Here is a 14,097-nt window from a genome sequence, read left to right as displayed (position 1 = left end):
CAACAAAGGATTTTGATGCATTATAAGTATAAAATATATTTTAAATTACAGTATTATAAATCTCTAAATACTCCTCTTGGATAAACTCAGCCGGTAACCTATGAGGAAAGTACCTAACCAAAGTATCTYTCTTCAGCCAAATCTCCAAAGGCGGTGTAACATCAGCGAGTTTAAAACCCGATTGCTCGTAAGCTTTCCCTAACGACCAATCCTTATCCGCATAACTCATTATGTCATCTGGCTTATAGGTCTTAATAAAATGTTGTAATAACTTTGTAAAACCTCCGATAACCGTATAACCAGATAAACTGGCAAACCTGATTAGCTCAGCAGATCTGTAGCCTGGACTAAGTCCTTTCATATACCTGAGGTTACTAAAACAAGCAACTGCAATAATCTGATCATCTAAACTTAGCCCGAATTTGTAATTAGATTTGGCCGATGCCTGCAGATGATTATTATTTAAGAAATCATCGGCCTGTTTTTGTGTAATTTGAATAATCTTAGTTTTGCGCGCATGAATACGTTTATTCAGACCAAGAATAGAAGAGATTCGTCCTATTACCTGTGCTTTTCTAGTTTCCCATATATCTTCCCATAAATGCACTACAGAAATATTTTTCAATTGATATTGCTCTTGCAACAATATCAGATCTTCAGGGCGATAAGCATTTATAAGTGGAATAAGGTTAATTACAACCTCCCCTGCTCCAATGGTTAGCAGTTTGTATTCTAACGATTCAATATCATGTGTGGTAATACCAATATTCCCAAAACTGGTAATTACATCTTGTTGCCAAACTGGTTTTATACCCAACCCTTTTCTTTATAAAGTTTAAACCCAGCCGCCAGAGCTTCCTCTATTTGCAACATCAATGCGTCATCCAGTTTGTTGATATGGAAACATGATTTACCATTTAACAACTTAAGCAGATCAGGACCAAAAATCTTTTTCATATCAGGCTCTGTGTATACCGGCATATAATAAAAACCCACATGTCCCTTTTGTATAATTACGCTTGCAAAGAAAACTTCATTTCTTTGCTTTCCTTCAATCACTACATTCTTGTCACTCCAAAGGTCAAAGGAAGTTTCACTGTTTACTCTATTACTAAAACCCACAGTAGCATAAGGCTGCAGCGATGCCCTAATGGTTTGAAAAATTTCTACAAAATCAGTTTTCATTGTTTTAAGTTATAGATGACTATCAGATAAACAACATCTATTTATCAATATTGTTTAAGATTATAAGTTATCGGCCAACCACCATTTGCTAGAAGGATAATTCTTATTTAAAATTACAGATTCACCCATTAATGGAGTAGCAATTTTCAAACTTTCTTCGTTTGCCTTATTAACAACCCTAATAATCGGATCATTCCAGTCGTGCATAGCTAATTTAAATTTCCCCCAGTGAACAGGCAGCAGAACCTTTGCACCCAAATCTATTGCAGCCTTAACAGTTTGCTCRGGGAACATATGTATTAAAGGCCAGTAGGTATTGTACTGCCCGCATTCCAATATTGCAATATCAAAGGGTCCATATTGCTCGCCGGCATCTTTAAAATGTGTATCATATCCCGAATCGCCCCCTAAATACAATTTATCTTTTGATGTTTGTAAAACAAATGCAGACCATACCGTCTGATTTCTTTTAAACTTCCTTCCAGTAAAATGACGGGCAGGAAGCGCAGTAAATTTCAGCGTATTAAAAACAATTTCCTCTCCCCATGACATTTCAGTAATCCTTGAAGCAGGCACTCCCCACTTCTCCAAATGTGATCCTACACCTAATGAAACTATGAAGCGATTTGTTTTATCCTTTAATTTTAAAATGGCTTCATAATCCAGATGATCATAATGATCATGAGTAATTAACACAATATCCAGTTCAGGAAACTCTTCGACCTTTAAAAAATCTGTCCCTAAAAACCTTTTGGTCCCGATAAATGAAAATGGAGATGGCCTTTCGCTTAACACGGGGTCAACCAATATATTTTGGCCATCTGTTTGTACCAGATAAGAAGAATGCCCAAACCAGGTTATTTTAGTCTCGGAAGCATCTTGTGTAAAGTCGGGTTTAATGGTAGGTACCGGACTTTTAGGAGCCCCATTTACATTGCCCCGTAACATTCCTTTTATCATATCCCAATAACTTACGTTATCAGGTTTCATAGGGGTTGGCGACAAGTTTTCAAGTGCACCATCCCTATAATTAGGTAATTTTTTTATACGCGCTAAGCGAGCACCTTCAGGTACTCGCCCGAAAATAGGAAAGTTAAGCACCCAAACTGTAAACAGCACAAACACAGCAATAAAAATCAGTATGGAATACATAATCTTCTTTTCATATGGTTAATGTAAGCGAATATACTTACAAAAAATTCTGATCTCTTAACTTACTTTCTCTTCCGGCTTCTCGTCTTTTGCGAACTTTTCTGCCAGTCCCATTCCCGATTGTAACAACTCGTTCGTAATAGTCCTGGTATAATCAGTAATTTCAGCTTTAAAATCAGCTACCGACGCGCCTGAGCGGATTTCCTCCAATCTCTTTTCCCACTGTCCGGTTAATTCTGCTTGTRCAATTTTCTGATCTTTTACCACATCATAAACCGCTAAGCCTTTAGTTGTAGGAACAAGGTTTCTTTTTTCCCTAACAATATATTCACGGTTAATCAAGGTTTCAATAATAGCAGCCCTGGTAGCGGGAGTTCCCAATCCGCTGTCTTTCATTGCATACCTCAATTCTTCATCCTCTATATCTTTTCCTGAGGTTTCAAGGGCTTTTAATAAGGACGCTTCATTATACAGCGGTTTAGGCTTTGTTTGCTTCTCAAGTAAAGCCTTATTTACAATGGGAAGCTCTTCGCCTGCCTTTACTTTCGGTAATGATGGATTTTCTTCATCCTTCTTTTCGTCATCCGATTCATTAAATACCGATCTCCAGCCAGCAGAACGAATTACTGTTCCATTTGCCATAAAAACTGATCCGGCTTCAATTGTTATCTTTGTAATTTCTTTTACGCATTCCTGGTGGAACGCTTCAAGCATCCGGCCAACTACCATATCATAAATGGCCTGTTTATCGCCACTCAATTGATAAGGAGATTCTCCTGTAGGCAAAATAGCATGGTGATCCGTTACCTTCTTTGCATTTACACTTCTCTTATTCAAAGGTGCCGTTTGTAGAAAATCGGCCTGTTTCCCAAAATCCTTATGCACCTTCAGCTTATCTATCAGGTTAGGAACACCAGCAAAAACATCATCACCGATATACCTGCTCCCTGTACGGGGATATGTAACCAATTTACTTTCATATAAGCCCTGCAACAAGTTCAGCGTCTGATCTGCTGTAAACCCTTTGCGTTTGTTGGCTTCTTGCTGTAAGCTACTTAAATCATGTAATAAGGGAGGTGGTTCTTTTCTTGGTTTTGCTTCTACAGTTAAGATCTTACCCCCATTTGGAAAACCAGATGCAACGTCCTCAATTTTTGCGAACAATTCTTCTGCTTCCTCCTTCTTATCAAAGTTATTTACGGAAATTGCTTTAAACAGCTGACCATCCTTGTCTAACTGTATGGCAAGCTGATAATATAGTTGCGGCACAAAATGCTTAATTTCCAGAAAGCGGGAGCAGATCATTGCTAAAGTAGGTGTTTGAACCCTTCCCAATGAGAGCACCGACCGCGCTCCTGCCGATATACTAAGTGCCTGGGTTGCATTCATTCCTACCAGCCAATCTGATTCAGATCTGCAATGTGCCGAATTAAAAAGTGTATCATAATCTGTTCCCGGCTTTAGATTTCTAAAACCTTCCTTAATCGCTTCGTCAGTTTGCGACGAGATCCACAGCCTTTTGAAGGGTTTTTTACATTTCAAAAAATAGTAGATATAACGGAAAATAAGCTCACCTTCCCGCCCGGCATCCGTTGCCACAATGATCTCGGTAGCTTCATCAAACAATTTCTTAATGATGTCCAGCTGTTTCCTAACGCCCGGATCTTCCACCAACCCATCCTTGGTTTTTATTTTTCTAATACCAAGCTTAAATTTTTTAGGCAGCATTGGTAAATGTTGCCTCCTCCATCCAATAAAACCATACTCTTGAGGAGGAGCCAATTGAAGCAAATGCCCAAATGCCCAGGTAAAAGAATATCCCTTACCCTCTATATAGCCGTCTTTTTTTGTAGTAGCGCCGAAGACTTTAGCCAACTCACGAGCCACTGAAGGCTTTTCTGCAATAACAATCTTCATAATTATTCAAAAATATCTATACCAACTTTAAATGTGTTGCAATGTGCATCCACTATATCTTTTATATCTGGCGAATACCCTCCGCCCATACTCACCTGAACGGGTAAATTATTGTCTTTACAAAACTGCAATACCATCCTGTCTCTTTCCATACAAGCCGCTTTTGATAAAGCCAGCTTACCTAACTTATCGCTTCTAAGTACATCTACTCCTGATAAGTAAAATACAAAATCAGGTTTATGTTTTAGCAGCGCGGGCAAACGTGATTTTAATTTACTTAAATACAATTCGTCTTCAATTCCATCCTCCAATGCTATATCTAAATCAGATTGCTCTTTTCTAAATGGGAAATTTTTGTCGCCATGCATAGAAAATGTAAATACACGCGGCTCACCATAAAAGATCTCTGCTGTACCATTTCCCTGGTGAACATCTAAATCTACAATTAAGATCCGATTAGCTAAGCCATTATTCAGCAAATAATTGGCCGCGATAGCCTGGTCGTTCAACAAACAAAACCCCTCGCCCCAATTGCTCCCGGCATGATGTGTACCACCTGCAACATTAAAAGCTGTACCAAACTGCTTTGCATAAATGGCACCATCTATCGTTCCCTGGGCAATTCTCACCTCGCGCTCTACCAACTGTGCTGTTAAAGGAAACCCAATCCTTCGCTGTTCCTTTGCAGGAAGCGTTAAATCCCTTAGCTTCTCCCAATACTCTTCCTTATGCGTCAGCAAAATCACCTCTTCACTTACTTTATCAGGAGCAAAAAGGTTCTTACTAGTTATAAATCCCTGGTGTAATAACTGCTCGGGGATCAACTCATACTTAAGCATTGGGAAACGATGCCCCTCTGGTAAAGGATGTGCAAATAAAGGATGCCAGGCAATTTTAACCATCTTATCGCAATATTTGCTCTACATGCTTTTCAATGTTATTACAAATCTCGTCAACAGGCAAATCATTTGCATCAGATCCAAAAGGGTTCTCAATCTCTTCTGCAATGAGCTCCAAACTGGCCAGTACATACAGTATAAATGGCACAATAGGAACCACAAAGTAACCTAAGCTAAACACCCATCCAAATGGCAAAGTAATTACATATATGAAAATGAATTTCTTAATGAAAGCACTATAAGAATACGGAATAGGTGTATTCTTAATTCGCTCACAGCCACCACATATATCAGTAAACTGCTGAACATCTGCATTAAGTATAATTAACTGCTCCTGACTGATAGTTCCTGCTGCCTGCAACTCAAAAACTTTAGATGAAATACTGGCCGCTACCTGATTAGGAATGTGCTTCCCACCATCAACCTCAATAAGGAAACTGTTTTTTCCGAAATACTGTTTTTCCCTCAAATGCTCTTTTAAAGCAAAGGCATACTTCGGAATTCCATATTCAAAAAACTCTACATGTTCTTCTTTTAGTTTTAACGACTTAATCTTTATTGCAAAATTACGACTCACATTGGTTAGTGCGCCCAGAAGCCTCCTACCTTCCCACCACCTGTCGTAAGAAGTATTGGTTCTAAATACCAATAACATAGAGATTACAAAACCCAGCAGGTTGTGCATCATTCCTATATTTTTAACATAGGTAGTTTCTGCCAGTTTCAGATAGTTAAGTTCTAAAAAGGCGATTATAGCCGAAAAAATGGCTACGCTAATCATTAGTGGCCACAATTTCCGAATTGTATCCGCCTTATGGACATGAAAGATAAAAGTGAACCAGTCTTTTGGATTATAGTTTATCATATTAAATCTCTTAAATAGTACTAAATAATACCTTTAGCAATCTGAAGTAAAAGTTCGCCCGTACGAAATACATCTTCAAATGAATTATATAAAGGAACCGGACTCAGTCTGATTACATTAGGTTCCCTCCAATCGCCCAGAACATTATYTGCTGTTAATTTCTCAAAAATCTCTTTTCCATTCTGTTTTGCAATAATAGATACCTGAGCGCCACGATCGTTTTCACTTAGAGGGGTTATAATTTCAAATTGCTCAAACCCCAATACCATATTAACCTGATCTATAATATAAAACAAATAAGAAGTTAAAGTTTTACTTTTAACTCTTAATGGCTCAATAAACCCTGCTTTTTCGAAAATTTGCAATGAGGCAAAATACAATGTCATAGGCATTACCTGAGTGCAGCTCACCTGCCACCCATCTGCACTTGCTTCTGGCAAAAAGCCCTTTTCCATTTTAAATCGCTGCGCTTCCTGATATCCCCACCATCCTGCAAAGCGATTCAGTGTGGTATCTGTAAAATGCTTTTCATGAACAAAAATGCCACTTATTCCACCTGGTCCTGAGTTCTGATATTTATAAGAACACCAACAGGCAAAGTCGATATCCCAATCGTGTAATTTTAATGGAACATTACCTGCAGCATGTGCCAGATCAAAGCCTACAATAGCCCCTTTAGCATGCCCTGCCTTGGTTATGGCTTCCATATCGAACCATTGCCCGGTAAAGTAATTTACCCCTCCAAATAAAACTAATGCTACTTCATCGCCATGTTCGTTAATCTGTGTTAAAATATCTTCTGTTCTTAATGTATATTCACCTACTCTTGGGGCCACCTCAATAATCGCTTCTTTAGGATCATACCCGTGAAATCGAACCTGGCTTTCAACTGCATATTGGTCTGACGGAAAGGCACCTGCCTCCATGATGATCTTGAATCTACCTTTAACGGGTTTATAAAAACTTACCATCAATAAGTGCAAATTAACCGTTAAGGTATTCATCGGACAAACCTCTTTAGCGCTTGCTCCAACCAATGGTGCCATCAGTTTTTTCAGCTCTTTATGATAGAACATCCACGGATTATCACCTTCAAACCAACCCTCTACAGCCAGATTATGCCAGTTGTTTAACTGCTCATCAACTACCTTACGTACAGCTTTAGGTTGCAATCCTAAAGAATTACCACACAGATAAATAAATGGTTTTCCATTTTGTTGCGGAAATAAGAAATCATGCCTAAAACTACTAAGCGGATCTGCCTGATCTAGGCTTTGAGCAAAGGCCAAATTGTTCTCAAAATTCATCGATTCAAATATCAATAAAAAAGGCAGATAAATAAATCACCTGCATCATTTGTTATCAACAATAATGGTTTTACCTACTATAAAAATCAGTTTTATTTGTTGGGTTTGCTCACAAATTTATTCCCCCTGATGTAATATCTCCAGGGAAGCAAAGCATGATCTTCGGCATAATCAACACCAACTCTTGCTGATGAAACGATCTGATCACCAGGAAAAACAATTCCTTTATCTTCAATCCATATCTCATCTCCCAATAGATCTTTTGCATTTAAGCCTTTATCTATCCCCATCGCTTTTGAAAGTGCTCCCGGACCTGCAGTAATATTAGGCTTTAATATTACCATATTCCTCCTCCTAAGCATTATATCTATTCCCTTTACAGGTTCAATCCCTCTAATTAAAACAGCATGTGGCGTCCCTTTTGGTGCGGTAACAACATTAAAAAGATGATGAATGCCATAACAGAGATAAACATAGGACAAGCCACCCTCTTCATAAATAACCTGAGTGCGGTTTGTAAAGCGCCCTCCATACGCATGAGACGCTTTATCATCTATTCCTTTATAAGCTTCTGTTTCAACTATAACTCCAGCAGTCAATTCGCCATCAATTCGGGTAAACAACATCTTACCAAGCAACTGTACAGCAAGATCATTTACGTCGGTATTTTGATAAAAAGAATAGGCTAATTTAGGCATCTATTAAATTAACTATTTCCTTTAGATACTTAGCATCAATATCATCAAAATGAGAAAGATATTCACTATCTACATCTAACACTCCTATAATTTCATTATTGCTAAAAACGGGCAAAACAATTTCTGATCTTGACGCAGAAGYACAAGCAATATGACCAGGAAACGCATCCACATCCGGCACTACCAAAGTCTCTGCCTGTTCCCATGAAGCACCACAAACACCTTTACCTTTTTTTATTCTGGTACAAGCTACAGGGCCCTGAAAAGGCCCAAGCACCAACTCGTCACCTTTTACCAGATAAAAACCAACCCAAAACCACTTAAACTGTTCTTTTAAAGCTGCCGAAATATTAGCCAGGTTAGCAATCTGATCGTCTTCTCCACTTATCAAAGCCTTGATTTGCGGAATCAAAGAGCGGTATTGCTCCTCCTTACTTATATCGGTTATTATGTGTAAATCCTCTGCCATTTTAATCTATGTAAATGAATTGCAAAAATACAAAACCACGCAGTCAATACTGCCATCTATGGGTAAAAGCATAATTAAAATCCCTAAATTTGCGATTTTAACTATCATATTAATCATAAAGATGAATAAGAAAACCTTAATTATCACTTCACTCCTTACGCTCGGAATAATCCAATCGGGTTATAAGCCATGGGAAGAAGGAATGTTCCCATTAAGTGAAATCCATAAACTTGACTTAAAAAAGGCTGGTTTAAAAATTGACCAAAACAACATATATAACCCAAAAGGCACCAGCCTGGTTGATGCACTTGTAAATGTTGGTGGCTGCACTGGATCTTTCGTTTCAAATGAAGGCTTAATCATCACCAACCACCACTGCGCCTTCAGCGCGGTACAACTCGCCAGCACCGCAGAACATGATTACCTGACAAACGGATTTGTTGCCAAAACACATGAACAGGAAATTGAAGCAAAAGGACTAACCTGCCGCATAACTGACAGTTATGAAGATGTATCTGATCGCGTTTTAGGAGCTGTAGCACAGATAGAAGATCCTGCCTCCCGATTAAAAATAATCGATGATGTAATGAAAAACATCGTTATCGAAGCAGAAAAGAAAGACCCAAGTATTAAAGCAGAGGTATCCGAAATGTTTATCGGAAAAACCTATGTACTATTCCGCTACAAAACCATTCAGGATGTCAGACTTGTATATGTACCTAACAGACAAATCGGCGAATTTGGAGGCGAAACGGACAATTGGGTATGGCCTCGTCATACCGGAGATTTCTCTTTTATGCGTGCTTACGTAGCACCTGATGGCTCTCCCGCCAAATTCTCTAAAGACAATGTACCTTACACACCTAAAAAATTCTTAAAAGTAAACCCCAAAGGCACTAACGAGGAGGATTTTGTTTTCATCTTAGGATATCCTGGAAAAACATTCCGCCATCGTCCGGCTGCATTTATAGAGTATCAGGAAAAATTTCTACTCCCTTATGTATCCAACCTATATGATTTCCAAAATTCAACAATGGAAACTATTGGCAAAAAGGACAAGACTACTGAAATTAAACTGGCAACACGCATAAAAAGAAACGCTAATGTTTTAAAGAACTATAGAGGCAAACTACAGGGACTAAAAGGGATAGATCTAATTTCAAAAAAGAAAAAGGAAGAAGAAGCCCTTATCCAGTTCATCAACAACAATGTTAATGCTAAAGCAAAATACGGAAACCTGATGTCCGACATAGACAATCTGTATAAACTTATCAATACTGATGCCCAGCGTGATCTTTGGCTTACACAGATTTATACTTCAACAAACCTTTTAACGGTTGCTAAAAACATAAACGCGTTCAAAAACGCTCTTAAAGCTCAGCCCGCAGCTCAAAAGCAAGAGTTTTTTGATCAAAACATCCAAAAACTTAAGCAAACATTATCAAGCACCTACGAATCATATGACATAGACGCAGATAGAAAGATATTCAAAAGAATGCTTGAAGACGCTTCTCGGTTCAGCCCAATCCAAAAGGTAACTGCCGTTAACAAAATCACTAGTAAAGGTGCAAATAGCAATGATGTTATTGATCAATATGTAGAAAGTCTTTTTGAAGTAAGCAAGCTAAAAGAAGTCAATTATGTTTTAAACGTATTACTTCAATCTCCAAAATCTATTTCTACATATAATGATGGACTACTTCTCTTTGAAGATGATATCGCAAAACAAATCAATGAGTTAAAACCTGAAAAAGACCGCAGAGATGGACTATTAAATAAGCTTATGGGCGACTATGTAAACATCAAAGAGAAGTTCTTAAACAAAGACTTCATTCCTGATGCGAACAGCACTCTCAGGTTAACCTACGGCTATGTTAAAGGMTATTGGCCGGCCGATGCCTCATACATGAGGCCATATACCACAATAAAAGGAATACTTGAAAAAGGTGCTACAGGGAATCCTGAATTTGCTTACCCAGAGCAAATCAAAACACTTTGGAACGCCAAAGATTTTGGTCCATATGCAAAGAAAGACCTTAACGACGTCCCAGTTTCCTTTCTTTACAACATGGACACTACTGGCGGAAACTCAGGCTCTCCTATCATGAATGCCTATGGCGAGCTGGTAGGCGTAAATTTTGACCGTGCATTCGGAGCAACAATAAACGATTATGCATGGAATGATAGCTACAGCAGATCAATTGGCGTAGACATCCGTTATGTACTATGGGTTGCTTCAAAAATTGACAAAGCCGATTTTCTTATAAAAGAAATGGGCGTTAAACTTTAATCTACAGACTCGTAAAATAACCATCATAAAAAGTCGCCCGATAAAATGAAAGGCGGCTTTTTCTTCCAATACAAAATCAAATTTCTTACTTAATAAATTACAGAAAGCATGAGAGTAATAGCAGAACTTCCACATCCAGAATGCAAGATCACCTTATTTAACATGAACCAAAAATACATCATCAAATTCGAGCAGGGAACCCTCGAACAAAGTTATAAATTGTCAGAACTCGACCTCAGTGGAGGAGGGGCAAACGAGATCTTTCAAATCTTGGATGAAGCCTTTATTGCCACTGTAGTTGAACGATTTAAGAGTATGAGAAGTGATTTTTCGGCTGCGTACAATAGACAGCAGTACTAGTACACCAAAGCCAACATAACTAACTGTATTACAGATAAATTGACAAACAAACAGAATATTATTCTGCATTTTATCACCCTCAAACCACCTCAAACATCTGCTTAAATAACCAAAAACTTAAACAAAATACACGTAATAATTCTGTTTTACAGATACTTAAATAAACACACAATATAATATTCTGTGGTTAAAAATCGCCAAATATATGAGAAGTTTAGCAAAAAAATAGCTTTTGAGACTCGCCGCTCTCCAAACAATTAATTGGTGGTATGGAGAATAATGTGAACCTTTGTGAAGATGAAAAATCAAATTAAAGTATATGAGAACTAAAATTAATACTTTGCTGGCATCCGCTCTAATAATTGCAACGGTACTTCTATCTTGCAATAACATTAAAGAATCCATCGAACGTGATCTTTTCATTACCCCTGCCGAGGGCATATCTTTTACGATACCAAAGATCACAAGTACCGAATCCGGAACAATCCTTGGAAACCTCAATGTGAAAAACTTTAATCTCGATTCTTTGATCAATAAAGAATCATCAAAATTCGGATTAGGTAATGTAAAAAACATACGCATCAAAGAATTCAACTTAGAACTTTTGGATGCAGATAGTTTAAATAACATTCAAAACATAGAAAACATAATTGTCAAACTGCAAGCATCCGGACAAGCAGACCAATCAATTGCTACAGTAAACCCTCCAAATACTCGAGCCACTAAACTTAGCATTCCAATAACATCCGGAAGTTCAGATGTCAGAACCTTCCTTACCTCCTCTTCATTCACCTATAATCTTTCAGCTAAATTAAGAACGGCTACTACTAAGGAATTAAAGGCACGCGTTAAAGTAACCTATGCCATTAGGGTTGGTTTATAAAAAATATAGTTATGGTTTAACTTCCCGTTAAGCATCTAGTTGTTTCAAATATTGATTCTTAACCAGAAATTTAGTATATTTGCACAAACGGGATATCATTATACTATTCTCTTAATATTTACTTGCCAATCAAACCTTTTGATTGGGTTTCAATTCCTCCTGGCTACTGGTCCGTTGTCGCCCGAGAATTAATTATATTAAGCCATATTAACAGTAAACAGCAATAAGTTTACATGTTTGGCAAACAGGTAAAACCAGAGGAGAGTTATTTTTTAACTAATACATTGAATTTATGGCTAAATCTCAGGCTACCTTCATGAAGAAGCAACTAGAAAAAAACAGACAAAAGAAAAAAGAAGATAAAGAGCAGCGTAAACTTGAACGTCAACAGAATTCCTCTGGTGGTGATCTTGAAAGCATGATGGCCTATGTTAACGAGTGGGGAGAAATTGTATCCACTCCGCCAGAGAAAAAATAATTTAGCCTTTAAAGCTAAAATCTCCAAAAGGATTCTTATTGTTTCAATAAGGGTCTTTTTTTTGCGACATTATTTCATTGTCATCTCACCTTGTGTCCGGGTTTGGAAATGGTTCGGTTCAGGTTAGGCAACACCAGGTGTTACACAGGGGTTACATAGGTGTATTACAGGTATGATGCAGATCCGTACCCCAACGAAAGGGGTCTCATGGGCATCTGATATCCGCGTATCAGAGAAAGAGCTAAGCAAGCTGAACCGAACAATTTAGTTCTGATTCTTCTTCAATAATCTCCCTATTAAAACATACAATGAACCCAAATGAAATGAAAGTTAATAAAAAGGAATAACTTTTGCAAGTAAGCATATGTCAGGTTAATTTATTCAATCCTCTCAAATGTTTACAGACCAAATATTAATTACCCAAAACAAGTTAACGGTTCATCAGTTATTTAATATTGCAGCTCTGGATTTTCCAGAGATTATTGCCGTGGTTTTTGGCGAAAAGTCCATTACCTACCGTGAATTAAATAACAGAGCTGAGAATTTAGCAAACGTTATTTTAAATCAAGCTTTTGATCAGGAAATTATAGGATTAAGTGCAACCCGCTCTATAGAAATGATTATTGGATTATTAGCAATCCTAAAAGCAGGAAAAACCTATTTGCCATTAGATTCTAGCTACCCAGAAAACAGGTTATTACAGATTAAAGAAGATTCTGGAGTAAGTACATGTATTTCGTTGTTAAACGAATTCAATGTCTTTACTGACCTTGGGCTTTATCCTATAGCTTCAGATAAATCATACCTTGATACGGTTAACAATGACAATTTCCAACAATCTGAAAATGGATGCATTCTTTATACATCAGGCTCTACCGGAAAACCAAAGGGAGTATGTATCAGTCATAAAAGCCTGATTAATTTTTTACAATGGCAAAATGATCATGCGCTTAATGGCAAAGGCATCAATGCGTTACAGTTTTGCCATCTCAGTTTTGACGCTTCATTTCAAGAAATCTTTGTGCCGTTAACAACAGGTGCTACTCTTTACCTTATTAATGACGATTATAGACTTGATGGCACAAAACTTTTAGATTTTATCATCGCAAACAAGATAAATAAAGCCTTTTTACCTTATGTTACGCTTCAATATTTAACAGAAGCTGCTGTCAAAGAACAGCGATTTCCAGCTAATTTAAAGGAGTTAATAACTGGTGGCGAACTACTTAAAATCACCCCTAATATAAATGAATTCTTTTCTTCTATTTCCAATTCATGTTTGGTAAATGTGTACGGCCCAACCGAAACAACCATATGGGTAACCGAATTAAAACTTAAAGGTAACCCCAATAATTGGGCATCAATACCCACAATTGGGGAAACAATAGCACAGTCATCTATTTATTTTATTGATGAAAAATTAACCTTTCTTGAAAATGGAGAAATTGGTGAAATATGCATTTCAGGTCCCTGCCTGTCAAATGGATATTTTCATCAGCCAGACCTAACAAATGAGAAATTCATTGAACTTAACCATTCAACACTTGGACAAATTAAAGTCTATAGAACCGGAGATCTCGGTAGGCTTTTAGAC

At 37.6% G+C, this 14,097-nt stretch carries 14 protein-coding genes; 5 read left to right on the top strand and 9 right to left on the bottom strand.

The features are described 5' to 3' along the window. Positions 1-40 precede the first annotated feature (40 nt). From AC1DG9_RS14195 to AC1DG9_RS14155, 9 genes are all read right to left on the bottom strand, one after another. The gene (locus AC1DG9_RS14195; RefSeq protein ID WP_477634774.1) at positions 41-817 is read right to left on the bottom strand and encodes a hypothetical protein; all 777 of its coding nucleotides are present in this window, start codon (positions 815-817) and stop codon (positions 41-43) included. Beyond that, on the bottom strand, positions 808-1,185 hold the full coding sequence (locus AC1DG9_RS14190) for a DUF1801 domain-containing protein (RefSeq protein WP_172663194.1): 378 nt from the start codon (positions 1,183-1,185) through the stop codon (positions 808-810). The genes AC1DG9_RS14195 and AC1DG9_RS14190 overlap by 10 nt, the downstream gene beginning before the upstream one ends. Positions 1,186-1,245: 60 nt before the next feature. Next, positions 1,246-2,337 (bottom strand): MBL fold metallo-hydrolase, encoded by a 1,092-nt coding sequence (locus AC1DG9_RS14185; RefSeq protein WP_288883318.1) that lies wholly within the window; start codon positions 2,335-2,337, stop codon positions 1,246-1,248. A 57-nt stretch (positions 2,338-2,394) separates the two neighbouring features. Further along, positions 2,395-4,254 carry a DNA topoisomerase III gene (gene topB / locus AC1DG9_RS14180; RefSeq protein WP_477634773.1) on the bottom strand — a complete coding sequence of 620 codons (1,860 nt, stop codon included), beginning with the start codon at positions 4,252-4,254 and terminating at the stop codon, positions 2,395-2,397. A gap of 2 nt (positions 4,255-4,256) precedes the next feature. Continuing rightward, a complete protein-coding gene (locus AC1DG9_RS14175; protein WP_288883316.1) occupies positions 4,257-5,156 on the bottom strand; it encodes a histone deacetylase family protein in 900 nt (299 codons plus the stop codon). 1 nt (position 5,157) lies between these two features. Beyond that, the gene (locus AC1DG9_RS14170) at positions 5,158-6,018 is read right to left on the bottom strand and encodes a bestrophin family protein (RefSeq protein ID WP_172663198.1); all 861 of its coding nucleotides are present in this window, start codon (positions 6,016-6,018) and stop codon (positions 5,158-5,160) included. A gap of 20 nt (positions 6,019-6,038) precedes the next feature. Then, a complete protein-coding gene (kynU, locus tag AC1DG9_RS14165) occupies positions 6,039-7,325 on the bottom strand; it encodes a kynureninase (protein WP_477634772.1) in 1,287 nt (428 codons plus the stop codon). A gap of 92 nt (positions 7,326-7,417) precedes the next feature. After that, positions 7,418-8,023 (bottom strand): DNA-3-methyladenine glycosylase, encoded by a 606-nt coding sequence (locus tag AC1DG9_RS14160; protein WP_172663200.1) that lies wholly within the window; start codon positions 8,021-8,023, stop codon positions 7,418-7,420. Then, positions 8,016-8,492 (bottom strand): GAF domain-containing protein, encoded by a 477-nt coding sequence (locus AC1DG9_RS14155; RefSeq protein WP_477634771.1) that lies wholly within the window; start codon positions 8,490-8,492, stop codon positions 8,016-8,018. Before AC1DG9_RS14155 ends, AC1DG9_RS14160 begins: the two co-directional genes overlap by 8 nt. A 121-nt stretch (positions 8,493-8,613) precedes the next feature. Between AC1DG9_RS14155 and AC1DG9_RS14150 the strand changes: the two genes are divergently transcribed. The 5 genes from AC1DG9_RS14150 to AC1DG9_RS14130 all read left to right on the top strand — a co-directional run. Beyond that, the gene (locus AC1DG9_RS14150) at positions 8,614-10,782 is read left to right on the top strand and encodes a S46 family peptidase (protein ID WP_172663202.1); all 2,169 of its coding nucleotides are present in this window, start codon (positions 8,614-8,616) and stop codon (positions 10,780-10,782) included. Between the two features lie 108 nt (positions 10,783-10,890). Continuing rightward, positions 10,891-11,142, top strand: coding sequence for a hypothetical protein (locus AC1DG9_RS14145; RefSeq protein ID WP_288883310.1), 252 nt, complete (start codon positions 10,891-10,893; stop codon positions 11,140-11,142). Between the two features lie 319 nt (positions 11,143-11,461). Then, on the top strand, positions 11,462-12,025 hold the full coding sequence (locus AC1DG9_RS14140; RefSeq protein ID WP_172663204.1) for a hypothetical protein: 564 nt from the start codon (positions 11,462-11,464) through the stop codon (positions 12,023-12,025). Between the two features lie 316 nt (positions 12,026-12,341). Beyond that, positions 12,342-12,503 (top strand): hypothetical protein, encoded by a 162-nt coding sequence (locus tag AC1DG9_RS14135; protein ID WP_232325457.1) that lies wholly within the window; start codon positions 12,342-12,344, stop codon positions 12,501-12,503. A 394-nt stretch (positions 12,504-12,897) separates the two neighbouring features. Beyond that, positions 12,898-14,097: AMP-binding protein (locus tag AC1DG9_RS14130; protein ID WP_477634770.1), on the top strand; the 1,200-nt coding region annotated here is incomplete at its 3' end.

Source organism: Pedobacter sp. 05L430 (assembly GCF_056397585.1).
Note: the sequence above shows the minus strand (reverse complement) of the source record. Positions and strands in the feature narration are given on the sequence as shown.